General features: G+C 63.9%; 25 protein-coding genes and 1 riboswitch. Of the genes, 13 read left to right on the top strand and 12 right to left on the bottom strand.

What is annotated here, in order from left to right:
* A riboswitch (cyclic di-AMP (ydaO/yuaA leader) is annotated at nucleotides 1-221 on the bottom strand.
* A 381-nt stretch (nucleotides 222-602) separates the two neighbouring features.
* Nucleotides 603-2,000, top strand: a complete 1,398-nt coding sequence (locus DBV08_RS12160; RefSeq protein ID WP_124567574.1) for a YncE family protein — start codon at nucleotides 603-605, stop codon at nucleotides 1,998-2,000.
* A 123-nt stretch (nucleotides 2,001-2,123) separates the two neighbouring features.
* On the opposite strand, the gene DBV08_RS12155 is transcribed toward DBV08_RS12160, so the two are convergent.
* Together DBV08_RS12155 and DBV08_RS12150 are read right to left on the bottom strand one after the other, a co-directional pair.
* On the bottom strand, nucleotides 2,124-2,513 hold the full coding sequence (locus DBV08_RS12155; protein ID WP_003939919.1) for a YccF domain-containing protein: 390 nt from the start codon (nucleotides 2,511-2,513) through the stop codon (nucleotides 2,124-2,126).
* Between the two features lie 33 nt (nucleotides 2,514-2,546).
* Nucleotides 2,547-2,774 (bottom strand): hypothetical protein, encoded by a 228-nt coding sequence (locus DBV08_RS12150; protein WP_095968829.1) that lies wholly within the window; start codon nucleotides 2,772-2,774, stop codon nucleotides 2,547-2,549.
* Nucleotides 2,775-2,989: 215 nt separating this feature from the next.
* On the opposite strand from DBV08_RS12150, the gene DBV08_RS12145 reads away from it, so the two are divergent.
* Nucleotides 2,990-3,403, top strand: a complete 414-nt coding sequence (locus DBV08_RS12145) for a cold-shock protein (protein WP_166809487.1) — start codon at nucleotides 2,990-2,992, stop codon at nucleotides 3,401-3,403.
* Between the two features lie 87 nt (nucleotides 3,404-3,490).
* Here the strand turns inward: DBV08_RS12145 and DBV08_RS12140 are convergent, their stop codons facing one another.
* From DBV08_RS12140 to DBV08_RS12130, 3 genes are all read right to left on the bottom strand, one after another.
* Nucleotides 3,491-3,958: a DUF2771 domain-containing protein gene (locus DBV08_RS12140; RefSeq protein ID WP_234036855.1), complete on the bottom strand. Its 468-nt coding sequence runs from the start codon at nucleotides 3,956-3,958 to the stop codon at nucleotides 3,491-3,493.
* Nucleotides 3,959-3,984: 26 nt separating this feature from the next.
* Nucleotides 3,985-5,679 (bottom strand): MFS transporter, encoded by a 1,695-nt coding sequence (locus tag DBV08_RS12135; RefSeq protein ID WP_253252766.1) that lies wholly within the window; start codon nucleotides 5,677-5,679, stop codon nucleotides 3,985-3,987.
* Between the two features lie 69 nt (nucleotides 5,680-5,748).
* Entirely contained in the window at nucleotides 5,749-6,579 is an 831-nt protein-coding gene (locus DBV08_RS12130) for a glutaminyl-peptide cyclotransferase (RefSeq protein ID WP_185564595.1), read from the bottom strand.
* Nucleotides 6,580-6,617: 38 nt separating this feature from the next.
* Between DBV08_RS12130 and DBV08_RS12125 the strand changes: the two genes are divergently transcribed.
* The 3 genes from DBV08_RS12125 (at nucleotide 6,618) to DBV08_RS12115 (ending at nucleotide 10,738) form a co-directional block, all read left to right on the top strand.
* The gene (locus DBV08_RS12125) at nucleotides 6,618-7,439 is read left to right on the top strand and encodes a DUF3027 domain-containing protein (protein WP_095968833.1); all 822 of its coding nucleotides are present in this window, start codon (nucleotides 6,618-6,620) and stop codon (nucleotides 7,437-7,439) included.
* 68 nt (nucleotides 7,440-7,507) lie between these two features.
* Nucleotides 7,508-10,180: a sacsin N-terminal ATP-binding-like domain-containing protein gene (locus DBV08_RS12120; RefSeq protein ID WP_124567573.1), complete on the top strand. Its 2,673-nt coding sequence runs from the start codon at nucleotides 7,508-7,510 to the stop codon at nucleotides 10,178-10,180.
* A gap of 6 nt (nucleotides 10,181-10,186) precedes the next feature.
* Nucleotides 10,187-10,738 carry a phosphatase PAP2 family protein gene (locus tag DBV08_RS12115; RefSeq protein ID WP_095968835.1) on the top strand — a complete coding sequence of 184 codons (552 nt, stop codon included), beginning with the start codon at nucleotides 10,187-10,189 and terminating at the stop codon, nucleotides 10,736-10,738.
* On the opposite strand, the gene DBV08_RS12110 is transcribed toward DBV08_RS12115, so the two are convergent.
* Together DBV08_RS12110 and DBV08_RS12105 are read right to left on the bottom strand one after the other, a co-directional pair.
* Nucleotides 10,728-11,789, bottom strand: coding sequence for an iron-siderophore ABC transporter substrate-binding protein (locus tag DBV08_RS12110; protein WP_260395543.1), 1,062 nt, complete (start codon nucleotides 11,787-11,789; stop codon nucleotides 10,728-10,730). The two genes, DBV08_RS12115 and DBV08_RS12110, sit on opposite strands and share 11 nt — an antisense overlap.
* A 91-nt stretch (nucleotides 11,790-11,880) precedes the next feature.
* Nucleotides 11,881-12,138 (bottom strand): DUF2530 domain-containing protein, encoded by a 258-nt coding sequence (locus DBV08_RS12105; protein ID WP_124567572.1) that lies wholly within the window; start codon nucleotides 12,136-12,138, stop codon nucleotides 11,881-11,883.
* Between the two features lie 102 nt (nucleotides 12,139-12,240).
* Between DBV08_RS12105 and DBV08_RS12100 the strand changes: the two genes are divergently transcribed.
* The 3 genes from DBV08_RS12100 to DBV08_RS12090 all read left to right on the top strand — a co-directional run bounded on the left by DBV08_RS12100 (nucleotide 12,241) and on the right by DBV08_RS12090 (nucleotide 15,607).
* Nucleotides 12,241-13,695: an NCS2 family permease gene (locus DBV08_RS12100; RefSeq protein ID WP_095968837.1), complete on the top strand. Its 1,455-nt coding sequence runs from the start codon at nucleotides 12,241-12,243 to the stop codon at nucleotides 13,693-13,695.
* Between the two features lie 65 nt (nucleotides 13,696-13,760).
* Entirely contained in the window at nucleotides 13,761-14,192 is a 432-nt protein-coding gene (locus DBV08_RS12095) for a MarR family winged helix-turn-helix transcriptional regulator (RefSeq protein ID WP_003939901.1), read from the top strand.
* 107 nt (nucleotides 14,193-14,299) lie between these two features.
* Nucleotides 14,300-15,607 (top strand): MFS transporter, encoded by a 1,308-nt coding sequence (locus DBV08_RS12090; protein ID WP_095968888.1) that lies wholly within the window; start codon nucleotides 14,300-14,302, stop codon nucleotides 15,605-15,607.
* Here the strand turns inward: DBV08_RS12090 and DBV08_RS12085 are convergent.
* Nucleotides 15,591-16,139, bottom strand: coding sequence for a hypothetical protein (locus DBV08_RS12085; protein ID WP_124567571.1), 549 nt, complete (start codon nucleotides 16,137-16,139; stop codon nucleotides 15,591-15,593). The two genes, DBV08_RS12090 and DBV08_RS12085, sit on opposite strands and share 17 nt — an antisense overlap.
* Nucleotides 16,140-16,209: 70 nt before the next feature.
* Between DBV08_RS12085 and DBV08_RS12080 the strand changes: the two genes are divergently transcribed.
* The 3 genes from DBV08_RS12080 to DBV08_RS12070 are packed head-to-tail and all read left to right on the top strand — an operon-like array spanning nucleotide 16,210 to nucleotide 17,913.
* On the top strand, nucleotides 16,210-16,800 hold the full coding sequence (locus DBV08_RS12080; protein WP_253252768.1) for a TetR/AcrR family transcriptional regulator: 591 nt from the start codon (nucleotides 16,210-16,212) through the stop codon (nucleotides 16,798-16,800).
* Nucleotides 16,801-16,849: 49 nt separating this feature from the next.
* The gene (locus DBV08_RS12075; protein WP_003939731.1) at nucleotides 16,850-17,656 is read left to right on the top strand and encodes an RNA methyltransferase; all 807 of its coding nucleotides are present in this window, start codon (nucleotides 16,850-16,852) and stop codon (nucleotides 17,654-17,656) included.
* Nucleotides 17,653-17,913 carry a DUF2537 domain-containing protein gene (locus DBV08_RS12070; RefSeq protein ID WP_095968839.1) on the top strand — a complete coding sequence of 87 codons (261 nt, stop codon included), beginning with the start codon at nucleotides 17,653-17,655 and terminating at the stop codon, nucleotides 17,911-17,913. Before DBV08_RS12075 ends, DBV08_RS12070 begins: the two co-directional genes overlap by 4 nt.
* A gap of 20 nt (nucleotides 17,914-17,933) precedes the next feature.
* On the opposite strand, the gene DBV08_RS12065 is transcribed toward DBV08_RS12070, so the two are convergent.
* The 4 genes from DBV08_RS12065 to DBV08_RS12050 all read right to left on the bottom strand — a co-directional run bounded on the left by DBV08_RS12065 (nucleotide 17,934) and on the right by DBV08_RS12050 (nucleotide 22,187).
* Complete coding sequence (locus DBV08_RS12065; protein ID WP_124567570.1) at nucleotides 17,934-18,719, bottom strand: DUF6928 family protein; 786 nt, start codon at nucleotides 18,717-18,719, stop codon at nucleotides 17,934-17,936.
* A gap of 52 nt (nucleotides 18,720-18,771) precedes the next feature.
* On the bottom strand, nucleotides 18,772-19,677 hold the full coding sequence (sepH, locus tag DBV08_RS12060; RefSeq protein ID WP_124567569.1) for a septation protein SepH: 906 nt from the start codon (nucleotides 19,675-19,677) through the stop codon (nucleotides 18,772-18,774).
* 197 nt (nucleotides 19,678-19,874) lie between these two features.
* Nucleotides 19,875-20,996, bottom strand: a complete 1,122-nt coding sequence (gene serC / locus DBV08_RS12055) for a phosphoserine transaminase (protein WP_007733484.1) — start codon at nucleotides 20,994-20,996, stop codon at nucleotides 19,875-19,877.
* A gap of 63 nt (nucleotides 20,997-21,059) precedes the next feature.
* Nucleotides 21,060-22,187 (bottom strand): citrate synthase 2, encoded by a 1,128-nt coding sequence (locus DBV08_RS12050; RefSeq protein WP_003940025.1) that lies wholly within the window; start codon nucleotides 22,185-22,187, stop codon nucleotides 21,060-21,062.
* Between the two features lie 244 nt (nucleotides 22,188-22,431).
* Here DBV08_RS12050 and pdxH point away from each other — a divergent pair, with 244 nt between their 5' ends.
* Nucleotides 22,432-23,145 (top strand): pyridoxamine 5'-phosphate oxidase, encoded by a 714-nt coding sequence (gene pdxH, locus DBV08_RS12045; protein WP_095971282.1) that lies wholly within the window; start codon nucleotides 22,432-22,434, stop codon nucleotides 23,143-23,145.
* Nucleotides 23,142-24,407 carry an MFS transporter gene (locus DBV08_RS12040; protein WP_095971281.1) on the top strand — a complete coding sequence of 422 codons (1,266 nt, stop codon included), beginning with the start codon at nucleotides 23,142-23,144 and terminating at the stop codon, nucleotides 24,405-24,407. The genes pdxH and DBV08_RS12040 overlap by 4 nt, the downstream gene beginning before the upstream one ends.
* The last annotated feature ends 34 nt before the right edge of the window (nucleotides 24,408-24,441 follow it).

Below are 24,441 nucleotides of genomic sequence, written 5' to 3'. Positions count from 1 at the left end.
AAATCCTCTCCACACGCGCCTGCGAGGTCAGCTGTCGGGTTCGGGCTGAGAGGTCGCCCGGCCTCGCCTTTCCTGGCTGGAAAGGGTCTGGCTTCACCCCAAGATTCGGTCTTGCGATCGAACCGGTGTCCACTGGAGAACTTTTCTGTTCTCACAGAGGACTTTGGGTCCCCCGTCCTCGTCCCTGGAATGCTCTGTCGGAAGTCCGGTACCCGCGGGACAAGGCTTGGCGCGGCGGGCCGGAGGTGGCCGAGTTTCCCGGCCGAAAACGACGGTAACGGCTCGAGTCTCTCGTGTCACCATTTGATAACGCGGCGTGGCGAAGGACGTACAACGCGTCACACAAAGCGCAGGAGACTCTTCCCAGGTAGGTGGGGGTGCCTGAGTGAATGTCCGGTTGTGTCCGTTCCGTTATCCATCCGTAATGTGAGCAAGGTCACACGTTATATGGAAATGGAATGGCGGGTGATTGAGAGGCGCGTCGATTCCGGCCGAAGATGTGGCCTGCGTCTCAACATCGAAATTGAAACTTAGGTTAGGTTTGCCTCATCTGCCCGAAGGGCAGAATCCTCAGAGTCTTCCAAAGCATTAAGGCACCCCTCATGAATCTGCACTACCGTCGGCGCGCGGTCACCGCGTCCCTCGCCGTCGCCGCTGCTGCTGTCGGCCTGGCCGTCACTGCTCCCGCTGCACACGCCTCACCCGAGGATCCGACACACGGCGTTGTCGGAAGTTATTCCGCAACGCAGCCTGGCGACATCGTCGTCGACTCGGCAACCCACCGCGGATACATCACGCAGTACGGCGGACCGACCAGCTCGTTGTCCGTCGTCGACACGAACACCGGCGAGTCCGTCGGCAACATCGACGGTGTCGTCGGTTACCCGTCGGCACTTGCCGTGGACTCGGGCCTCGGACGCGCATACGTGTCCTCCTCCTACGGCGGCGCGATCTCGATTGTCGACACCAAGACCGGCAAGGTCGAAAAGACGGTCACGCTGAGCGAGAAGAACCCTGACGGCTCGCGGCCGCAGATCAACGATGTCGTCGTCGACCCCACAACGCACCGCGCGTACTTCTCGGACTACAAGTCCGGCAACATCCGAGTCGTCGACCCCAACGCCGCCGACGCCGTGTCGAGCATTCTGGTCGACAAGTCGGCAACGCCGACCAAGCTCGCCTTCGACGGCGACCGCGGCTTCCTCTACATCGCAGACACCAACTTCTTCGACGAGAACTACGGACGCACGCTGTGGCAGGCGGACGTACGCAAGGGTGGAGCGCTCAAGTCGATCGTGCGTGCCGACAACCTCTACCCGGTCGACGTCGATGTCGACACGAACACCGGAAACGTCTACATGACCGACACCAGGGCGACCAACCTGTGGACGATCACGCCAGCCGGCGCAGTCCTGTCGAAGACCACGCTGTCTCCGACTGCGATTCCCAACGGCGTGAGCGTCGACTCGACTGCAGGCATTGCATATGTCGCGGACATCATGAACGGACACTTGTGGTCGGTCGACCTGACGACCCGCGCCACCACCGCTCTGACCGATACCAAGGTTCCCGCACTGGAGAAGGTCAAAAACCTCGCACTCGATACCTCGACCGGCGCCATCGCGTCGACGACCAACGGGGGCAAGGTGACGGTAGTTGCTGCGTACCCGCTGCCCGCGACCGTCGAACTGCCTGCTGGTCAGGTCGGCAAGGCGTATTCGCAGAAGCTTGCTTCCGCTGACTCCCGCGCAACCTTTGCACTCACCAACGGCACTCTGCCCGGTGGACTGTCACTTGCACAGGACGGCACCATCTCGGGAACCCCCACCGCTGTCGGCAGCGTCACCGTCGAGATCACTGCGAAGAGCGTGCTCTCGCGCGCGTCGAGCGTGACCATCGTGGTCTCCGAGGGGCCGGTCGGCCCCGTAGATCCGGGCAACCCGGGAACGGGTACCGGTTCGCTCGGCAATCTCCCCGGACTCGGTAGCCTCGGCCGCTGATCCGACCTGATACGAGAGAACCCGACCACAGCGCCTGCCGTGGTCGGGTTCTTCTGGCTGTGCTGCCGGCTACGCGCAATGGACGCGCGATCCACGGCTACGCGTAATTGACGCGGTCCACGGCTACGCGTAATTGACGCGGTCCACGTCGACGATCTCCTTGCCGAGCGGCATCAGCGAGATCGGAATCATCTTCAGATTCGCGACCGCGAGCGGAATGCCGATGATCGTGATTGCCATCGCGACGGCGGTGACGATGTGTCCGATCGCCAACCAGATACCGGCGATGATCACCCAGATGACATTGCCGATCATCGAACCGACGCCAGCGGTCGGCTTGTCGACGACGGTCTTACCGAACGGCCAGAGTGCGTAGATGCCGATGCGGAATGCTGCGATTCCGAAGGGAATCGTGATGATGAGGATGCAGCAGATGATGCCTGCGGCGAAGTAACCCAACGCCAGCCAGAAGCCGCCGAACACCAGCCAGATCACGTTCAGGAGGATTCTCATGGTCAGTGACCTTTCGGTTGGAGGCGGGAGTGATCAGCGCACGCGTCGACCGGATCTGAGCGTGTAGACGATGGCCAGAATGAAGCCGATCGGGCACGCAAGTGCCACCAGGTACAAGGCCAGGCCGGGTGGGGTGTCGCTGAAGATATGGACTGCGAAGATGGCCACGATCGCCAGGAATCCGACAATGAAGAGTGCCATCGCCGTACGGAACAGACCGTTTCCGGTGCCGGAAGTGCGCGGGTTCGGTTGAGGGTCCACACCCACGAGGATAGTGCCTGTAAACCTGGGTGCCGACACGGGTTGGTCACAGGTAGACTGGTAACAGACTGCGCGCCCCGCTGAAGCAAGTGTGGGGCGCGTTCTTTTGCATTCTTCCACCGGAAGCAATGCGAGCAAGGCCATGAGGCTCTTCCGGGAGCCTCCCGAGCACATTGGGGCAGATGCCCCAGTCGAGTGATGAGCAGGTGAACGCGGTGCCGACCGGCAAGGTGAAGTGGTACGACGTCGAAAAAGGTTTCGGCTTTCTGTCGCAGGAAGAGGGCGAGGACGTCTACGTCCGTGCTTCCGCCCTCCCCGAGGGTGTCGAAGGCTTGAAGGCCGGCCAGCGCGTCGAGTTCGGCATGGCTGCAGGCCGCCGCGGTCCGCAGGCGCTGAGCCTGAAGGTGCTCGAGCCGGCGCCGTCGTTGCGCGGTGCTACGGCGTCGCGTCGCGAGCCCGTCGAGCGCAAGCACACCCCTGACCAGCTGCACGGCATGGTCGAGGACATGATCACGTTGCTCGAGGCGAAGGTCCAGCCGGATCTGCGCAACGGCAAGTACCCGGACCGCAAGACCGCTCAGCGGATCTCCGAGGTCGTCCGGGCAGTCGCTCGCGAGCTCGACACCTGATCGCTCGATGCGAGCTGCCGTACACGGCTTCGAAACAAAATGCCCTGCACACCAATCGGTGTGCAGGGCATTTTCATGTTCAGAGGATCAGGCGGTCTTGATCGACCAGATCAGCAGTCCCTGTTCGCTTCCCTCACCGACCGCGAGGTGAATTTCGACGCCGACGAGTTGTTTGACGGGATCGCTCGAAGACTCGACCGTCACGGCCAAGGCCTCGCCGGGCTCGAAGACTCGGGGCTCACCGGTCTGGTTGCCGTCGGCGTCCTCGTAGACGGCGAGCAGTGCCCACTGCGCATCCGAGACGTCCGTCGACAACGACAGCTGCAGCGGGTAGCCCGCGGGAACATCGAGGGCGTAGATGTCGCCCACCTGGGCGCACTGGGACAGATCGATGGTGCAGAACCCGGCAGGGTTGGTCTCGATCGTCGTGCCGTGTGCGTATGCAGTGATGACCGGCAGCTTGTCGGGGTCGTCGTTGATGTTCTTGATGATCACGAAAAGAACGGAGACGTAAGCAACCAGTGCCACCACCATCAGGACACTGATCGCTGCCACGATCTTCTTTGTTCTCGAGCGCATCATCACTGCGGAGTACTTCCTTGTCCTCGGTTGGATTTACCGGTGTAAATCACTTCGGTCACTTCTTGTTCGGCCAGATCGGGGCGCTTCCCGCCGAGGCCGGGCAGGAGGCTGCTTCCTCGGTAGCTCAGGAAGGTCTGCAGGAGCCCGATCGTCAGGAACACCGATACAACAGTGAACCCGATCCAGTATTCGGTCGGAAGCAGAACCCCCAATGCGCCGCCGAGTACCCAGCTCAACTGCAGAACCGTCTCGGATCTACCGAATCCGGACGCGATCGATTCCTCGGGCAGGTCGTGCTGGAGTGACGCGTCGAGGGAGACCTTGGCGAGTGCGCTGGCGGCCGAGGCGATGAGTGTGGCAAGGGCGGCGGTCATCAGGTTGTCCGTCAGAGCTGCGATCACCGCGATGACCCATACCGACGCCGTGCACCGGAGCACGATCAATGCGGGCCGGCCGAGCTTGAGGCGCGCACCCGTGGCATTTCCGGCGAAGTTACCCAGACCGGCTGCCGCGCCGACCAGGCCGAGCATCATGGCCTGCTGGAGTGGCTCGTGATCGGTACGCGATTTGGCGACGAACGCGATGTAGAGCGTCAGGAAGCCGGTGAGTACGCGAATGGTCCCGTTGCCCCAGAGTCCGATGATCACGGCGCGTCCGAGAGGCTGTCGGACCTTGGCCGGTTTCGCGTTCGGTTGTGGCGGGGCGTTGCCGGCGTGGTGTGCCTCGTCCGGGTGGTAGGTGATGGTCGCGGGAACCTCACCCTCGGTGACCTCGACCCACGACGGGATTCGCATGCTCAGATATGCGCCGAAGACGGTGACGGCGACTGCGAACCACAAGGCTCCGGTGGAACCGAAAGCGAGCGCGAGCGCACCTGCGACAGCACCGGCCCCGATGGTTCCACCGATCAAACCGAAGACCGTCAGACGCGAATTGACGCGCACCAGGTCTATTTCCGGTGGTAGGACGCGTGGTGTCACAGCACTCTTGAGCACCGAGAACGATTTACTGAGCACCATCATTCCGAGCGCGGCCGGATAGAGGATCCAACTGTCGAAGTTGAAGACCAGGATCACCGCGAGGAGCGTCCGGATTCCGAACGACGACGCGAGTGCGATGCGGCGGCCGCGCTGCAAGCGGTCGAGCATCGGACCGATCAGCGGTGCGATCACGGCGAACGGAGCGATCGTGATCAGGAGATAGAGCGCGACCTTGGTCTTGTCCTCACCCGTCGCAGCCGAGAAGAACAGCGTGTTGGCGAGAGCGACGGAGATCGCCGCGTCGGTCGCGTTGTTCGTCATCACCGCGTAGGTGAGAGCAGTCAGACCGGACTTGTCCGCGCCGTCGGCCTTCGCTGCGCGCTGGAAGGTCGCGATGCCCTTGTTCGTCAGTTCGCGGCTGCGCATCGCTGCGACGCGAGTGACGGTGAGCTTGCGAGGCATCGGGGGAGCCTTGGGAGCGTCCGCACCCGGCGCCTTCGAACCGGCCGCGGAATCGGAGTCTGCCCGCGATTCGGGAATCGGATGCAGCGGCGGCAACGGCGTGCGACGGGCAGCGGGACGGGCCGAGGGCGGGTAATTGTCCGGGCGGGCCGCAGGTGGGTAATTGTCGTAACCGGGGTGCACCTGTTGCCCCTCCGGCTCGTCGTGGATTCGCCGAGTTTCGGGGTCGTAGGGTTCGCGCGGTCCGGTCACCACTCAATTCTGTCCTAGTGTCGGCGCGGCTACCACGCACACCCCTGCGAGTCCTGTGTCATGTCGGACTCAGTTAACAAAACGGACTTCGAACATCTGCGGCCAATACTTGCCGGTGAGCAGGAATCGATCGGTACGGGGAATCTGCGCGATGCCGTTGAGAACGTCGACGGTGCTGGTCGATCCATCCGTGACGAGTTCTTCGCGTAGCGGCGAAGCGTCGTACACGTTGGTGACGCGCCCGTCCGCCGGATCGATTCGGACGACGGTGTCCGTGGTCCAGACATTGGCGTAGACGAAGCCGTCTTCGGCGCATTCCAGTTCGTTCAGTTTGCCGACGGACTCCGAGGCTCTGGTGACGTCGATCGTGGAGATCGACGCGAAGGTTTCGGGATCGCGAAAGGTCAACCTGGCCGAACCGTCGCTGGAGACCAGCCGATCCCCGAGTGAACAGATTCCCCATCCCTCGGTGTCGAGGGGGAACCGTTCACGTTCGCTCAGAGTGTTCTTGTCCCGGGCGATTGCGACGCCGTCCTTCCAGGTGAGTTGCCACAGTGTGTCTCCGGCGATCGTGATGCCCTCACCGAACAACGGCGGGTCGAGATCGGCACGTGCAATCTCCGGTCCCGAAGCGGGGGACTGCTCGTCCGAGATCTCGCTCGAGCGGACCCAGGACTGCCCGACGCGCCCGGTACTTTCGTAGAGGCGATTTCCGTCGATCTCGAGGCCTTGCGTGAACGCGCCGGGATCGTGCGCGGACACTCGGACGATCTCGACGGAGCCGGTTTCGGTCGTGAGGTTGTCGGGGGTACCGGGGGAATCGGAGCACCCCACCAAGGCCGACGCGATCACGGCGACCACTGCGAAAGTACGCACGGAATTGGCGTGTGACCTACTCATCTGCCCAGCATGGCAGCCCAGTGCGTTGCGGACTTGCGGTGGTGCGGCAAACTGGAGGAGTGAGTGTTGCTACTTCTCCAGAGCGTGCAGTGCCGCGCCCAGTACTGGCCGATGCGGTCGAGCTTGCCCGAACGGCAGTCGTCGACCTGCATGAAGGCGGTGTGGGGGCATACCTCGGCGTGACGTCGGAGGACGAATTTGCCGCCACCCATCGATTTGCAGCAGACATTCCGGGATACCGCGGTTGGCAGTGGGCGGTCGTCGTCGCTGCCGGACCGGAGGACACCCACGCAACGGTCAGTGAGTTGGCGCTGCTGCCAGGTCCCGACGCGTTGGTTGCGCCGGAATGGCTGCCATGGGATCAGCGGATCCGTCCCGGCGATCTCTCCGTCGGTGACCTACTGGCTCCGCCGGCCGAGGATCCTCGGCTCGTTCCCGGCTACGTCGCCACCGGTGACCCGGAAGTCGACGAGGTAGCTCTCGAAATCGGGCTCGGCCGCAAACAGGTCATGAGCCTCGAGGGTCGACTCGATGCCGCGCAGCGTTGGTTCGACGGTGACTTCGGCCCGGAGTCGGAGATGGCGAAGGCTGCTCCGTCGACGTGTGGGCTGTGTGGTTTCTTCCTGCCGCTCGCCGGTTCGTTGCACGCAGCGTTCGGCGTGTGCGGAAACGAACTCTCCGCAGACGGCCGTGTGGTCAGCGCGTCCTACGGTTGTGGCGCGCACTCGGACACCAGCCTGCCGCTCGGTGCGGGATCGCCGCAGTTCGACGCATTCGACGACGGAGCAGTCGAGCTGATTGCGGTGCCCGCTCGCCCGTCGAGCGTTGTTGCAGTTGAGGATTCGGTATCCACCGAGTAGAAGATCCGTTCGGCACGGACGCACTCCGCGAGGCGACGCTGCGCGCGTGGTCGGAATCTCCGACGCGATTGCGTGAAGACGCGGCTGCGGAATCCGACCTCGCGAAGGCCGGGTACCGCGACCGTCTGCTCACCGAGTTGGCGCAGAACGCTGCCGATGCGGCGGCGCGCGAGGGCATCGAGGGCTCTCTGTGGGTGGACCTGGACGGTCGGACTCTGACGGTGGCGAACACCGGCCGTCCGCTGGACGAATCCGGCGTCCACGCACTCACCGCGCTGCGAGCGTCGAACAAGGTCGACACCGACGAAGGTGTGACGGGCCGGTTCGGAGTCGGATTCTCGGCAGTTCTCTCGGTCGGTGACGAGGTGGAGCTGCGATCGTCGACGGGATCGATTCGGTTCTCCGCGTCACACACGCTGCGCGAGATCGAGTCACGCGAGCTCCCCGTGCCGGAAACCGGTGTCCCCGTACTTCGTTTGGTGTGGCCCTCGGGCGAATTACCTAGCGACGGTGCCGATTCGGAAGTGGTGCTGACGCTTCGGCCGGAAGTCGATGCCGCAGCGCTGCTTTCGCAGATGACGCGCGAGGCCGTCGACCTGCTTCTCGAACTTCCGGCTCTCGGATCTATTCGTTTGGGCGAGAAGATCTTTCAGCGATCGGAACGAGTGTTGGAATCCGGTCTCGTCGAGATCTCCATCGGTGATCGCACGTGGTGGCAGTACACGGCGGCTGACGCACGATGGTTGGTTCCGGTCCGCGACGGGGTCGTCGAGCCGGTCGCAGGCGACGTCCTGCGGGCGCCGACGCGATCCGACGAGGAACTGTCGATCCCTGCGATCGTCATTGCCGACATTGCAATGCAACCCGATCGGCGACGCCTCATGCCCGGTGCACCGATCGCTCCGCTTGCCGAGGGGTATGCGAAGTTCCTTGCGGCTCTCCCTCCTCGGCAGCGAACGGCGCTCGTCCCGATTCCGGCCTTCGCCCGCAGTGAGACGGATTCGCTTCTGCGCGAAGCGCTTCTGAAGGAGCTGCAGGAAAACGAGTGGCTTCCGGTGGTCGGAGAACCTGACCGCGCGCCGCAGCGAGCGTCCGTGGTGCCCGGGCTCAGTGACGAACTCGCCGAGTTGCTCACCGACATCATCGGCGGACTGGTCGTCCCCGAACTCTCCGGGCCCAAGCACGAGCGAGCGCTCGCGGCGGTCTCGACGCACCGCATCGGGCTCGCGCGTATCGCCGAACTGCTCAGCGGCGTGGAACGTGAACCGAAGTGGTGGAATCGACTCTATTCGGCTCTCGAGCCCTTGGTGATCGACACTCTCGCGGTGGAAGAGCTTGGAACACTGCCGGTTCCGCTTTCCGACGGACGAACGGTGACCGGTCCGCGGACCGTCGTCGTCGGCGTCGAACTGGGCGAAGACGCACCGTCGGTGCAGTGGACGAGGTTGGTTCATCCTGTCGCAGCGCACTCGTTGCTGTCCCGATTGGGAGCGCAGACCGCCAGTGCCACCGACCTGCTGTCCGATCCGGCACTGCGAGCATTGATCGAAGATGCTGCGGATCAGGATGATTCGGTAGCGGCGGACTTGGCGCAGGTGGTGCTCGGACTGGCGGCCCATGTGGCGCCAGGAGCGCTGCCGTCGTGGATCGGTGAAGTGCTGCTTCCTGATTCGGATGGCGAATTGCGGTCCGCCGACCAACTTCTGCTTCCGGGAGCTCCCCTCGCAAGCGTCCTGGTCGAGGATTCTCCCTTCGGCATCGTCGACGCCGATTTCGTTCAACAGGTGGGGGAGCAGGCGTTACGGGTAGTCGGTGTCGGGTGGAGCTTCACGGTGGTCCGTGAGGAATTGCCGTCCGGCCCCGATCACGATCTCGACGCCGAAGACGCATGGTGGGACACCCTCGACGAGGACCCCGAATACGTCGAAGCCGTGCGCGATCTCGATCTCGTGGACGAAGACCGCTGGCCGCAGGCGTTGTCGCTGCTGGTCGAGTCACCGGCGACACGGGCGCTGCTCACCGACCGTCGTGGATATACGGCGTGGTGGTTGCGTTCGAATGCGGAACTGAGCGGTGAGGTGCTGGGCTTGCTGCGCGCTCCGGGAGATCGCACCTTCGAGGGATTGCTCGATGCCGCCGAACACCCCGACGCCGGATTCTTCTCCGGATTGCTGGCATCGGATACCGTCGACGATCCGGAACTGGCTCAGCTGCTACTCGATCGGCTTGCCGACCCACTGCGGATGCCGGCCTCCGCGGTCGTCGCTCGGACACACCGACTGCTGGGTGAGGCAGCGCAGCGACGGGTTCTCGACCTGGAGGAACTGCACCTGCCGCCGTTCGTGCGCGGGCTTTCCGGCGATCTGGTCGATCCCGGCGACGCTCTTGTCCTCGACCGACCGTGGCTGGGGGCGGCACTACCTGCACAACGAGTGGTGCTCGGCAGTTTCGATACGGCTGACGCATTGGCGGATCTGCTCGACGTCGCGACGGCGTCGACGTCCGTTCACGGTCGAGTGAGCAGCACCGGCATCGTGACTACGTGGGCGAACGAACCACAGGCAGTTCTCGGCTTCGCAGCCCTCGGCCGTGAGGTTCCCGGCGGCGAGGTAGTGATTCATCACGAACTGACAGTGGAACTGACGGGAGCGGTGGAGGCGACGGTGACCGTGCCGTGGTGGGTGGACTCGGACGACGTTCATCACGTGATGCGCACGTGGACCCTGCCGCAAGGGATGTGAGGGCAGATGTCTTTCGACCAGTGGGTGCTCGACAGCGCGGTGAGTCAGCGGACGGAGTGGCTCGTCGACGTAGTCGACGTCATCACCGACAGCGGCGGAACACTCGCGTCGTGGCTGATCGCGACGCTGCTCACCATCGTGCTTCTGGTTCGGGGACTACGCACCGAAGCTCTGCTGATCGCCGGGTCGATGTTGACCGGTCTGCTCGTGATGAGCGGATTGAAGCGCATCTTCACCCGGACCCGTCCACCCGTTCCGGAGCGTTTGATCGAAATCGATTCGTATTCGTTCCCGTCGGGCCACGCGATGATGAGTGCAATCCTCGCGACTTCGGTTGCCGCCGTGATCCTTCGGCTTGCCTTGCCGAGGCTCGCGAAGATGGCAATGCTCGCGAGCCTCGGCCTGTACACGGTCGCCGTCGGATTCTCCCGCGTCTATCTTGCTGCCCATTGGATGACCGATGTGCTGGCAGGCTGGGCGTTCGGGATGGTGTGGGCCGGCGTATGGATTTGGGGGACCGCGCAGATCAGGAAGCGCCGGGCGCTGGTTACTTCGTGAGTTCGGCGAGTAGTTGGCTCGTGGCCCACGGCAAGCTCAGCGCCGAGCTCGCGGTCAGGGCCGCGCCGACCTGCGGGGCCTGATCGTCGTTGACGTAGACGACGCGGTTGTTCTTGACCACGTCGAGTTGCTGGAAGCCGGGATTGTTTCGGACTGCCTGGGCGGCATCGGGATTGCCGATGACAACGAGACGGTCCACGTCGAGGAGATCGAGTCGTTCGGTGGAGATCGGCGCGTAGAACTCACCGTTCATCAAGGCCTCGACCGCCGGAGCAGGTTTGAAACCGAGACTGCCGAGGACCCGTCCGCGGGCGTCCTCGGACGAGAAGGCGTAGAACTCCGGGGTCGCGTCGACGCTGATGATCACCGCGGTCTGGTCTGCAAATTCCGGGTGTGCGCTTCTGGCGTCGGCGAACTGCTTGTCGATATCGGCGACCAACTTCTCGCCGTCGGCTTCGCGACCCACTGCCTTCGCCGCGGTCTTCGTCGTGATCTGCCACGGAGTTGCGTAGTCGCCGTAAGCCGGGTCCTTCGCGACGGTGGGGGCGATCGCGGAAAGTGTGCTGTACAGGTCTGTGTCGATGCTCGAGTAGAGAGCGAGGATCAGGTCGGGCTCGAGCGCGGCGATCTTTTCGACGCTGATCGTGGTTTCGGGATTGCTGCCGACGACGGTCGGTTCGGTTCCGCCCCAAGGGCCGGTGACCCACGGCCACGTGCGGTTGACGTCCGGTTCGCCCGGGTACTGGTTGACCATTCCCACGGGCTTGATGCCCAAGGCCAGTAGAGCCTGCTCGTCGTTGTAGCCGACGGTGACGATCCGTTGTGGTTCGGAATCGATCGTGGTGCTACCGAAGGCGTGATCGATCGTGACGGGGAAGGCGCCGCCACCGGAACCCGACGAACCACTCGAAGTGTCGTCCTCGTCCGAACTGCAGGAGACGAGTGCTGTGCCGACCAGCACGACCAGAGCAACGGATGTCAGTTTCGTCCAACGTGCTCGACTTTTCGAACGGTTGCTGCTTTTCCATCGGTCTCGGTAGGGGGTCTTCACGGTGACGTGGTTCCTTTCAGCGTCGGCAAGCCAGGATCGGCACAGAGTGCAGGGTAGGCTTACCATACTGAAGAGCGTTGAATCGACCCGTTCAGTCGACCAGACCAGCGCCCTGTTGTGCGCCCTTGTTTCCGCGCACAGCTGCGCGTCGTTGAATCGAGAACAGAGCGAAGCCGAGGAAGCCGACTCCGATACCCGCGTAACAGATCGGGAGGGCGTCCGACCAACGATCCCCGCTCACCGCGACCACGATCGTGGCGATCACCCACAACGCGGTGCCGATGATCAGTGCCGGCGCGGGTGCGGACAATTTGCCGATCAGGCTGGTTGTGTTGCGAGTCTCCGTCACAAAATTAACGCTACCCGTACCCCGGTGGCCTACTCTCCCTAGTGCGACCGGCTTCATGTGCGCCGGCACACGGCGACCTACAGCGATGGGGAAAGAACAAACATGGCGGCACCCGGCAAGATCCTCGACACCTATTTCAAGATCAGCGAACGAGGGTCGACGATCTCGACCGAGATTCGCGGCGGTGTCGTCACCTTCGTGGCGATGGCCTACATCGTGGTCCTCAACCCCCTCATCCTCGGCAGTTTCTCGGCTGAAGACGCTGCGGCGAAGACCGACGTTCTCGGCAACATCCTTCCGGTCAACCAGGTGGCTGCGGTCACCGCTCTGGTGGCCGGCCTGATGAGCATCGTCTTCGGTGTCGTTGCCAACTATCCGTTTGCGATCGCCGCGGGTCTCGGCATCAACAGCCTGCTCGCGGTCACCATCGCACCGCAGGTCACCTGGCCCGAGGCGATGGGCCTGGTGGTCATCGACGGTGTGATCATCGTTCTGTTGGCGCTCACGGGTTTCCGGACTGCGGTGTTCAACGCGATTCCCTCGGCTTTGAAGTCCGCGATCGCGGCCGGTATCGGCATGTTCATCGCCTTCATCGGGCTCGTCGACGCCGGGTTCGTCCGCCGCATCCCCGATGCTGCCGGTACGACGGTTCCCGTCGGACTCGGAATCAACGGCTCCATCGCGTCGTGGCCGACCGTGGTGTTCATCTTCGGTGTGCTGCTCATGGGTGTTCTGGTCGTGCGCAAGGTTCGTGGTGGACTGCTGATCGGCATCGTCGTCACGACGATCCTCGCTGCGATCATCGAGGCAGTGGCCGACGTCGGACCCTCGCTCGGCACCAACCCCAAGGGCTGGAACCTCAGCATTCCCGCGATCCCGGACATGCTCGGCGGTATGCCTGATCTGAGCCTGGTCGGCGACGTCAGCATCTTCGGCGCATTCACACGCATCGGTGTTCTGGCCGCCAGCCTGTTGGTCTTCACCCTCGTACTCGCGAACTTCTTCGACGCCATGGGCACGATGACCGGTCTCGGTAAGGAAGCCGGCCTGACCGACAAGGACGGAAACCTCCCCAACGTCGGCCGCGCGCTTGTCGTCGAAGGCGCGGGCGCGATCGTCGGCGGTGGCGCTTCGGCGTCGTCGAACACCGTGTTCGTGGAATCCGCGTCGGGTATCGCCGAAGGCGCCCGCACGGGCCTGGCAAACGTCGTCACCGGACTGCTCTTCCTCGTCGCGATGTTCCTGACGCCGCTCTACTCCGTCGTGCCGATCGAGGCAGCTGCACCCGCTCTGGTCGTCGTCGGTGCGCTGATGATCGGACAGGTCCGAGACATCGATTTCACCAAGTTCTCGGTGGCGCTCCCGGCGTTCTTGACCATGATCGTCATGCCGTTCACCTACTCGATCGCCAACGGCATCGGCGTCGGCTTCATTTCATGGGTGGTCCTGCACGCTGCCAGCGGTGGTATCAAGAAGATCCACCCGTTGCTCTGGATCGTGGCGGCACTTTTTGTGGCCTACTTCACTGTCGGACCCATTACCGACGCCCTTACGTGAAATCAGGGTTGACCGGTATTCGATTACGTGAGCTACCGGCCAGCTCTTGACGTATTGTCTGACGCGTGACCACCGAAACTCGTGCGCTGGCCAGCGATCTTTCCCTGGCTGTAGTGCGTCTCACCAGGCATCTGCGCGGCCGCAGAGTCGACGCTCAGGTATCGCTGACGCAACTGTCGGCTTTGGCCAGCCTGGATCAGTACGGCCCGATGACTCCTGGCGTACTCGCAGCACGTGAGAAAGTTCAGCCGCCGTCGATGACGCGTGTTGTTGCTTCTCTCGCCGAGCTCGGTCTGGTCGAGCGGTCGCCGCATCCCACGGACGGTCGTCAGATCATCGTGAATCTCTCCGACGCCGGGCAGGCGTTGCTCGCGGACGAGACCCATGCGCGTGAGGCGTGGATGAACGAGCAGTTGGCCGGGCTGGGCGGCGAAGAACTCGCGACGCTGCGCGGGGCCGTCGAGATCATCACGGAGATGGTCAACAAGACGGAGTAGCTCCGCGACCGAGTAGTTGTTGCGTAGCTCCGCTACACAGAGGTCGTTGCCCGAACGAATTACTCGAGGGGCAAGATGGTGGGGTGCCCCGAGACCCCGATTCCGGCATGTTTGCCGCGCTCCACAACCGTAACTATCGCCTTTGGGCTTCCGGACAGATCGTTTCTCTGGTCGGCACGTGGATGCAACGTATCGCCCAGGACTGGCTGGTACTGACGCTCTCGGACGGCAACGCGCTGGCGGTGGGCATCGTCATGGCCTTGCAGTTCGGCCCGACGCTGTTCCTGTCGGTGTGGGGCGGTGTGCTGGCCGATCGGTACGACAAGCGTCGCATCCTGATCTTCACCCAATGGGCGAGTGCGGTGTGCGCGCTGGTGTTGGGTGTGTTGGACGTCGGTGGGCTCGTCGCGTTGTGGCACGTCTTCCTGATTGCCTTTGCCCTCGGCTGTGTCTCGGCGCTCGACGCTCCGGTGCGTCAGTCGTTCACTATCGAAATGGTGGGCAAGGAACACCTGTCCAACGCCATCGCGCTCAACTCCATGACGTTCAACACGGCCCGCATCGTCGGACCGGCCATCTCGGGTGTTTTGATCAACCTGATCGGTACCGGGTGGGTGTTCCTGCTCAACGTCGCGACGTTCGGTGGGGTCCTCATCGCGCTGTACCTGATGAACAAGAAGGAGCTGATCCCGTCCGAACCGGCCCCGCGTACCAAGGGACAGGTGCGCGACGGGTTCCGATACGTGTGGGGCCGCAAGGACCTTCGCGTGATCATGGTGTCCGTCTTCATGGTCTCGACGTTCGGTTTGAACTTCGCGATCAGCCTTGCGGTGATGGCGCGCAACACGTTCGGTCTCGAGGCCGACGGTTACGGACTGCTGTCCACGACGCTTGCCGTGGGAACCCTCGCCGGCGCTGCGTATGCCGCAAGACGGAAGGAAGCGCCGCGACTGCGGACGTTCCTCGGTGCCGCCGTGGCTTTCGGTGTGTTCGAGGTCGCGGTGGGATTGATGCCCACCTACGCGCTGGTGGCGCTGATGTTGATTCCCACGGGCGCACTGACGTTGACGTTCACGACGTCCGCGATGAACATCCTGCAGATGTCGGTGCCTTCCGAGATGCGTGGGCGCGTGATGGGTATCTACATGCTCAGTTTCCTCGGTGGCACACCGCTGGGAAGTCCGCTGCTGGGCTGGCTGGCCGACTCCGTGGATCCCCGTGCGCCTTTGATCGTGGGTGGAGTGATCTCGCTCGTCTCGGGCACAGCGGCCGGGGTGTATCTGTTACGTAGCGAAGGACTGAAACTTCGTCTTGCGCGACCGGAAGACGGTGGCAGATTGCCGGTTTTCGTCCTGCGTCCGGTGATCGTGTGCGACGCGACCGAACAGGCGGTCGAGGCTAGCCGCGCGCCGTGACCTTCTCGCGCTTGGGAAACACCGTGTAGCTCAGGGCGATTGCTCCCCAGATCGCGAGCACCACTGTCAGCTTGCTGATCCATCCGTCGAGCGCACCCGTACGGGCGGGGTCGTCGACGAGGAAGATGGCCGCGCCGAGAAGTCCGCACGCGATGGCCCAGGCGATCGCAGCTTTGCCGAACTCGCGCCATTCGCGCAGTGCTCGCGCGCTCCCGTACTTTGGTGGCGCCACCGGTGCCGGGCCGCCGGCGAATCGGTAGGCGAACCTGGCGTCGGCCCAGGAGATGAGGCTGTGTCCGAATGCTACGGAGAAGCCTATGTAGGCCGCAGCAAGTCCGTGGGTGAAGTTCGCCTCGCCGCCGCCCCGGAGATCGAGGGCCGTGGCGACGAGCAGCACGACGTCGACCAGGGGTGCGCAGATGAGCAGTGCGGCGCCCAGAGTCTTGCGGCGCAGCAGATAGCGGGCGGCGAGACCTGCGGCGATGAACACCCAGAACATGATTTCGCACGCGATGATCAGGTGGACGATCATGACATCAGCTCATTTCTAGTACGACTGTGTTAGTGCTTGAAAACTAGCACAGCTGTGTTAGTTTTGTGAAGTGGTGAAACGTAGCAGTCCGGATGAGCGGCGTGAAGAGATCGCCGAGGCCGTGTGGCGTGTGATCCGACGCGACGGTGTCGCAAGCGCCAGCGTCCGCGCCGTGGCCGACGAGGCACAGATGTCGACGGGGTCGCTACGTCACTTCTTCGCGACGCAGTCCGAACTCTTGCTGTTCGCGATGACGCTCGTGACCGTCCGGGTGGAGGAAAGGATTGCCGGCATCGACTTCGATCCCGACATCCGCCGCGCCATCCGTCAGTTCACCGATCAGTTCGTTCCCCTCGACGAAGACCGGCGAGAAGAAATGCAGGTCTGGGAGGCTTTTGCTGCTGCCGCTCAAACCGATTCGGCGTTGACGGCAGTGCGTGACGAGACGGATCGGACCTTGTTCGGGCACTTTCGTTCGTTCGTCGACGCAGCGTTTGAAGCGGGATTTCTACGGCCGGGTGCCTCGGTCGACATCGAGGCGATGAGATTGCATGCGCTCGCCGACGGGCTCGCGTCGCACGGCGTCGACAATCCCGAGCGAACCAATCCAGAGGTGATCAGCCAGGTGCTCGACGCGCATTTCGTCACGCTGTTGCGCTAGGTCGGGAGTAGTGGTGGGGGGCTCGCGGTGCGTACGGCACGATAGACCCGTGGTTCACGTCATCGACATCTCAGATCCCGCCGACCCCCGGCTGGATGACTTTCGCGATCTCAACTCCTCGGATCGGCGCCCTGACCTGCCGGAGGGCAAGGGGCTGGTCATCGCCGAGGGAGTATTCGTCACTCAGCGACTGCTGACCTCGCGGTTCGAGCCGATCAGTCTCCTCGGCGTCGAACGACGGCTCCTGGAGCTCGCTGACGATCTCGACGGTGTGGACGTGCCGTTCTACCGTACGAGCGCGGAAGTGATGGCCGAGGTCGTCGGATTTCACCTCAACCGTGGCGTCCTCGCTGCAGCAGCACGCCCGGCGCCGCTCGCAGTTTCGGACGTGTTGAAGGACGCGAAGACCGTAGTGGTCCTCGAAGGCGTCAACGATCACGAGAATCTCGGTTCGATGTTCCGCAACGCGGCGGGGCTCGGTGTCGATGCAGTTCTGTTCGGGAAGGGTTGTGCCGACCCGCTGTACCGGCGGTCGGTCCGTGTGTCGATGGGGCACGTGCTGCGAGTGCCATTCGCGCATGTGGCAAAGTGGCCACACGATTTGGATGAGTTGCGTGGCAACGGTTTTCAGCTCATCTCCTTGACTCCGAATCCGGAAGCGGTCACTTTGGCCGAAGCGATGACCGGGGAGAAGGTGGCGCTACTGCTGGGCGCCGAGGGGCCAGGTCTGACCGAACATGCGATGCGGGCCACCGACATTCGCGCCAAGATACCGATGGCGCCAGGCACCGATTCACTCAATGTCGCGACCGCAGCGGCGATGGCCTTCTACGAACGTGTCAGGACCGGCCGGTGACTTCTGACCGCACGCCCTGGTTTACCGGAATCGCGGTGTCGGTATTCGCCGCGATGCTCTCGACCAGCGCCGTCGCGGCGTTCTGCATCGCGCTCGGCGACGTGAACGTGCTCCTGGCAGTCGTCGTCAATCTCATTGCGGTAGGCGGACTTGCGCCGACCGTGTGGCGCTGGCGAGCGATTCCCGTCTGGCGATGGGTGGTCTTCGGGGCAGCGGCCGGAGTTCCGCTCGGATGGATCGCAGCGATAGCCGCGTGACCGTGTGACGCCGGTTCGCGCTACTTGAACCCGAAGTACCGAGCGAGGCGGCCGCGCGGCTTGGCCACCGGTGCGTCGTGGATCGGCGGCAGGTTCTCGGGCATGGGCACCTCTGTCGGCGCCTGCTCGGGTACCGGTGCGGGAGCTGGGGGCGCAGGTTTGGGTGCCTCGCCGGGGCGATGAATCTTGAAGCCCCACAGGAGAATCTGCGTCGTGTCGAGTTCGTGTTCTCGCGGCGCGCCGGTGTATCGAAATCCCAGCCACTCGAGGTTGGCAGACTCCGCGAACTGTTGTGGGTGGAACGGAAGTGACTGCGGATCGGGCAGGATCCCGGGCGGGTAACGCAGGGGATGGTTGCCGGCCCAGAATTCCCGTTCCCAGGTCTGTGGGATCCCCAGATTTTCGACGATGTCGATCGGGATGGCACTGAACGAGCGTCGTAGCTCGCCGTCCTCCCACAGCGCAAACGAACCCTGCGCGGTTTCGGGGACGGAGCTGATCAACAGCGTCGAGCCACCCTCGGCTGAAAGGTGCCAGGACTCAGGCAGTTTCGAGGGGACGAAGGTGCTGAGTTCGGAGCTGCAGACGACACTCACTCGGCCGTACGCGCCGACGAAGACGTACCCGGGGCTCACCGTCGCGGCGATGGACAGCGGCTGAGGCCCGAGCGACTCGAACTCCTTGTCCGGGTACAGCGACATGGCGATTTTCAGCGCCTCGGTCTGATCAGGCTGTGGGTACTTGCTCAATTCGGTGCGAGCGTCTGCGCCGCCCAGAAACCAGATCGTCGATACCCGTGCAGCCACCGGCAGCCCTCTCTCCTCAGCCTCGCTCGAAAGAAGAATACTTTCCTTCGGGTCAGCGACCGCTGCTGCGGACCCCGAGGAGTACGTCGTCCCACGAGGGCAGAGCAGGCCGTCCGCGCTTGTCCTTGGTCTGCGTCTGCTGCGGAGCGGTTTTCGGGGTCACATCCGGTGCAGGCTCGGGAACCTCTTCGGCGACGACGGTTTCCGGCTCGACAGCAATCGTTTCGGGCGCCACGATCCGTTCCGCCACTACCGTCCGCTCGGGGACCACTGCGGGCTCGGGCTCGATCTCCGCCACCGGTTCGACGTCGAATCGGGACAGTTCGAGTTGTTCGGGCTCGCTCGATGCCACCGGTACCAGGCCGCGGAGCGGGCGACCGAAGTCGGGATCGATCAAGTCGAATGCCGCGTCGTCGAGTGCGACGATCGTTCCGCCGTGCGCGTCGGGCTGGTAGCGCCAGTGCGCGGCGTTGGTGGTGCGGCCGGCCTGCCACTGCAATTGGGCGACCCACTGATTGTCCTCGTCGCGCCAGGCATCCCAGGTGGCCTCGTCGATGCTGTGGCCGCGGGCGCGGAATGCGTGAGTCACGATTTCGGAGAGGGTGGGGACCGTCGGACCGTTGTCGCGGACCGGGTGTCCGCCCTGGGCCATCTCCGCGGCGCGGGAACGCTCGAGAAGGACGGGGTACGCAAAGCGCTCGACCTTGCTGATGGGGATCTTCGCTTCTTCGGCGACCTGCTCTACGGAAGCACCGGAACGGATGCGCGCCTGAATTTCGCGGGGACGGAGTTGGCTTTCCATTTCGATCTCAATCTGGCCGAGTCGAGCCACGTCTCCGCGGGAAGCTGCACGAAGTTTGTCATCGGCGGGAAGCCGGAATTTCTGGCCGGTTTCAGCATCTGCGCACACCACATGCGATCCATCGGGTTCAAGTCCGATCACTCGAAGCTCTCGCACATTGACCTCCTTATCGCGCCGGCTCGCGACTTTGCGCCGCGCTCAACTGTAATTCATTCGTGACCATGGACTCGGCAGGACACGCAGGGCGAGATGACCTCGGATCCGACCACCGGTGTGGTAGCTCACAAGTCCTGGCAAACGACGCTCGGCCCCCGACGTCATGTCGGGGGCCGAGCGGTGAAGCACTGCGAAAATCAGCCGAGCTGAGAAACGACCCAGTCGATGCTCTTGGTGAGAGCGGTGACGTCATCGGGATCGATTGCGGGGAACATGCCGACGCGCAGCTGGTTGCGGCCGAGCTTGCGGTACGGCTCGGTATCGACGATTCCGTTGGCGCGCAGGATCTTTGCCACCTCGGCAGCGTCGACGTCGTCGTTGAAGTCGATGGTGCCGACAACCTGCGAGCGGTGTGCCGGATCAGCGACGAACGGCGTGGCGAACTCGCTGGCCTCGGCCCAGTTGTACAGGCGCGAGGACGAATCCGCGGTGCGAGCGGTGGTCCAGTCGAGGCCGCCGTTGCTGTTCATCCATTCGATCTGGTTGGCGAAGAGCAGCAGGGTGGCCAAGGCCGGGGTGTTGTACGTCTGGTCCTTGGAGCTGTTGTCCACGGCGATGGGCAGCGAGAGGAAGTCAGGCGTCCAGCGACCCGAATCCTTGATCTCCGCGACGCGCTCGAGGGCGGCCGGGCTCATCAGTGCGATCCACAGTCCGCCGTCAGCAGCGAAGCACTTCTGCGGAGCGAAGTAGTAGACGTCGGAATCTGCGACGTTGACCGGAAGTCCACCGGCGCCCGAGGTGGCGTCGATGGCGATCAGGGCGTTCTCCGAACCCGCGGGGCGCGAGACAGGAATCGACACACCGGTGGAGGTCTCGTTGTGCGCCCAGCCGATGAGATCGACGGACGGGTCGGAGACCGGCACCGGCGCGCTGCCCGGATCGGCGGAAACGACGATCGGGTCACCGATGAACGGGTTGGCCTTGGCCACCGAAGCGAACTTGGAGCTGAATTCGCCGTTGGTCAGGTGCAGCGACTTCTCGCGGATGAGGCCGAATGCAGCCGCATCCCAGAACGCAGTGGTTCCGCCGTTACCGAGGACGACCTCGTAGCCCTCGGGCAGTGAGAACAGATCGGCGAGGCCGGACCGAATGCTGGCAACAACGTTCTTGACCGGCTTCTGGCGATGGCTGGTGCCGAACACCGAAGCGCCCACCTCGACCAGGGACTGCAGCTGCTCGGGGCGAACCTTGGAAGGACCGCAGCCGAAGCGTCCGTCGGCGGGCTTGAGGTCGGCGGGGATGATCGGTGTGGAGGTCATCGCTTCTTTCTGTTCCTTCACTTGTGTTCTGTACTACCGTGATTGGCGAATTCGAGCGGGGTACTACGCGTGGCTGATCTGGTCCCAGCCCTCGACCGACTCCGGAGTACGGGGCGCCGGGCCGGTGTAGATGGCGGCCGGGCGTACCAGTTTACCGAGACGCTTTTGCTCGAGGATGTGTGCACACCAGCCGGCGGTGCGACCACAGGTGAACATGGCGGGCATCATGTGCGCGGGAACCTCGGCGAAGTCGAGGATGACGGCGGCCCAGAACTCGACGTTGGTCTCGATCGCGCGATCGGGACGACGCTCACGCAGTTCTGCCAGTGCAGCCTGCTCGAGAGCTGCGGCTGCCTCGTAGCGAGGAGCGTTGAGGCGCTTCGCGGTGGCGCGGAGCACGCGTGCACGGGGATCTTCGGCGCGGTAGACGCGGTGTCCGAAGCCCATGAGCTTTTCCTTGCGGTCGAGGATTCCCTTGACCAGTGCGCGGGCGTCGCCGGTCTTCTCGGTCTCTTCGATCATCGGAAGAACGCGGGCCGGTGCGCCGCCGTGCAGCGGGCCGGACATCGCGCCGATGGCGCCGGAAAGCGAAGCCGCGACGTCGGCGCCGGTGGAGGCGATGACGCGGGCCGTGAAGGTGGAGGCGTTCATGCCGTGTTCGGCTGCCGAGACCCAGTACGCGTCGATTGCCTCGACGTGTGCCGGATCGGGCTCACCCTTCCAGCGCACCATGAAGCGCTCGGTGACCGTCTTGGCCTCGTCGATGCGGCTCTGGGGGACTGCAGGCTGGTAGATGCCGCGAGCGGACTGCGCGACGTACGACAGTGCCATGACGGATGCGCGGGCGAGCTGGTCGCGGGCGGTCTCGTCATCGATGTCGAGGAGCGGCTGGTAACCCCAGATGGGGGCAAGCATCGCCAGTCCGGCCTGGACGTCGACACGGACGTCGCCGGTGTGAATGGGGAGGGGGAACGGCTCGGCCGGCGGGAGGCCGGGGCCGAAGCGGCCGTCGACGAGAAGGGCCCATACGTTGCCGAAGGTGACCCTCTGGCCGACCAGGTCTTCGATGTCGACTCCGCGGTAGCGCAGTGCGCCGCCGTCCTTGTCGGGTTCTGCGATATCGCTGGTGAAGGCGACGACGCCTTCGAGTCCGCTCACAAAATCGTCCGGTATTGCTGCGCTCGCTGCCATTCTCGTGGACTCTCCTCGTTCGAGTGCGCCAGGTCTACAGTCGCACTGCCTCAGCTTCAGTGACTGCGCCTCGGTGCTCGCAGGGATGAGCACGCACCGTGTTTTGTACTGCGCAATCGTCTCGTCCCGATTCGGTGCTGTCGCTGGTGCGGCTCGCGGTCCGGGTCGGGTCTAGCCACGGCAAACTTTAGCGCGTGCCGCGTAGCCGTTGGCCAGTGAGTACCCGGGAGTAGCGTTCTCGGCTGTGTCGAATGAACGTCAGGACCCGCAGGCGGTGGACAACGAACTCGCGGCCATGCGTGTGGGCTATCCGCAAGCAGGCAGCGAATCGGAGTCCGTCGAGGACCGCATGAGTGCGGAATTGGATACTTCGGTCGTCGAGACCGGTTGGCTGCCCCTCATGCGTCAATGGCTCGTGGACGCCGTCGAAGCGGACGCTCCGGAGCCCAACGCCATGACTCTGTCGACGGTGGACGAGGGTGGCCGTCCGGCGTCGCGGACCGTGCTCTGCAAAGGGCTCAGCGAGGACGGCGTCCTCTTCTTCACCAACTACGGATCCGACAAGGCTCGTCACCTCGCCGCCCACCCGTACGCGTCGGCCAACTTCACGTGGCTGACCCTTGCCAGGCAGGTGATCGTCCGCGGCACCACCGAGCGGGTGAGTGCTCAACTGACGCAAGAGTATTGGCGAACCCGGCCTCGAGGTTCGCAGCTCGGCGCATGGGCGTCGTCTCAGTCTCGTCCGATCGACTCGCGTGCCGATCTCGACGAGCAACTGCGTGAGGTCGCTGCCCGATTCGGCGTGGACGGCGAGATTCCGGTGCCACCGAACTGGGGCGGGATCCTGATCCGGCCCGAGTCCGTCGAGTTCTGGCAAGGACGCGCGAACCGCATGCACAATCGAGTTCGCACGAGCCTGGTCGACGGACAGTGGTCCGCCGTCCGTCTCCAGCCGTGAGCCGGCTACTTGCGGACACGACTCCGCTCGAGAATCGCGACTATCGACGGCTGTGGACGGCCGGCATCGTCACCGTTATCGGCGCTCAACTCAGCGTGGTCGCCGTACCGCAACAGGTGTACGAGATCACCCGAAGCTCGGCCTACGTCGGTCTGACGGGAATCTTTGGTCTGGTCCCGCTGGTCGTTTTCGGTCTGTGGGGCGGCGCACTGGCCGACGTCATGGATCGACGACGGCTGTTGATGATCACCTCGATCGGACTCGGTGTCACGTCGGTGCTGTTCTGGATCCAGGCCGCCTTGAACGTGAACAACGTGTGGTTGGTGCTCGGCCTGTTCTCGGTTCAACAGGCGTTCTTCGCGGTGAACCAGCCGACGCGAGCGGCGATCATCCCTCGGTTGATTCCGGGCAGGCAGTTGCCTGCCGCGAACTCGCTGAACATGACTGTCGTGCAGTTCGGTGCGATAGCCGGCCCGCTACTGGCTGGTGTCCTCATACCGTCGGCCGGTCTGCAACTGCTGTACCTGCTCGACTCGATCTTTCTTCTCGCCACGCTGTGGGCGGTATGGAAGCTCCCGGCGATTCCGCCGACCGGCACGTCTCGACGGGCAGGATTGAGCGAGGTCCTGGGCGGTTTCACGTATCTCGCGACGCAGAAGGTTCTGCTCGCGTCGTTCGTGGTGGACATCATCGCGATGGTGTTCGGGATGTCGCGAGCACTGTTCCCGGAGATCGCACACGAATCCTTCGGCGACCCCGCCAGCGGTGGTTTTGCGCTCGGACTGCTGTTCGCGGCGATGTCCGTGGGAGCCGTTCTGGGCGGAGTCTTCTCGGGCTGGTTGCCGCGGGTTCAGTACCAGGGGCGGGCCGTGCTGGTCTGCATCGCGCTGTGGGGGCTGTCGATGGTCGGCTTCGGCGTTGCCGTGTACTTCGCGAGCCCTGGTTCCAGTGTGATTCTGCTGTGGATCGCTGTTGCGTTCCTGGCATTCGGCGGCGCGGTCGACATGGTCTCGGCCGCATTCCGCAGCACGATGCTTCAGCAAGTGGCAACCGACGACATGCGCGGACGACTGCAGGGCGTGTTCATCGTGGTCGTGGCAGGTGGTCCGCGTATCGGTGACGTACTGCACGGCGGTGCGGCCTTCTTGTTCGGGACCGGTGTCGCGGCAGCGGGCGGCGGCTTCCTGGTGATCGTCGGTGTAGTCCTTTCTGCCCTCGCATTTCCCGCGTTCGTTCGCTACAAGGTGGGACGCGCCGTCTGACGTCCTGGTTAACCGGTCGCTCGTGGTGGAAACT

It is taken from the genome of Rhodococcus sp. KBW08 (assembly GCF_003852455.1).
GTDB lineage: Bacteria > Actinomycetota > Actinomycetes > Mycobacteriales > Mycobacteriaceae > Rhodococcus_F > Rhodococcus_F baikonurensis.
Note: the sequence above shows the minus strand (reverse complement) of the source record. Positions and strands in the feature narration are given on the sequence as shown.

Excerpts from the sequence above, each read along its gene's own strand:
- DBV08_RS12115 (WP_095968835.1), top strand. The coding sequence starts at position 10,187 with ATGTCTTTCGACCAGTGGGTGCTCGACAGCGCGGTGAGTCAGCGGACG.
- DBV08_RS12085 (WP_124567571.1), bottom strand. The coding sequence starts at position 16,139 with ATGATCGTCCACCTGATCATCGCGTGCGAAATCATGTTCTGGGTGTTC.
- serC (WP_007733484.1), bottom strand. The coding sequence starts at position 20,996 with ATGACCTCCACACCGATCATCCCCGCCGACCTCAAGCCCGCCGACGGA.
- DBV08_RS12050 (WP_003940025.1), bottom strand. The coding sequence starts at position 22,187 with ATGGCAGCGAGCGCAGCAATACCGGACGATTTTGTGAGCGGACTCGAA.
- DBV08_RS12130 (WP_185564595.1), bottom strand. The coding sequence starts at position 6,579 with ATGAGTAGGTCACACGCCAATTCCGTGCGTACTTTCGCAGTGGTCGCC.
- DBV08_RS12160 (WP_124567574.1), top strand. The coding sequence starts at position 603 with ATGAATCTGCACTACCGTCGGCGCGCGGTCACCGCGTCCCTCGCCGTC.
- DBV08_RS12090 (WP_095968888.1), top strand. The coding sequence starts at position 14,300 with ATGTTTGCCGCGCTCCACAACCGTAACTATCGCCTTTGGGCTTCCGGA.
- DBV08_RS12100 (WP_095968837.1), top strand. The coding sequence starts at position 12,241 with ATGGCGGCACCCGGCAAGATCCTCGACACCTATTTCAAGATCAGCGAA.
- DBV08_RS12155 (WP_003939919.1), bottom strand. The coding sequence starts at position 2,513 with ATGAGAATCCTCCTGAACGTGATCTGGCTGGTGTTCGGCGGCTTCTGG.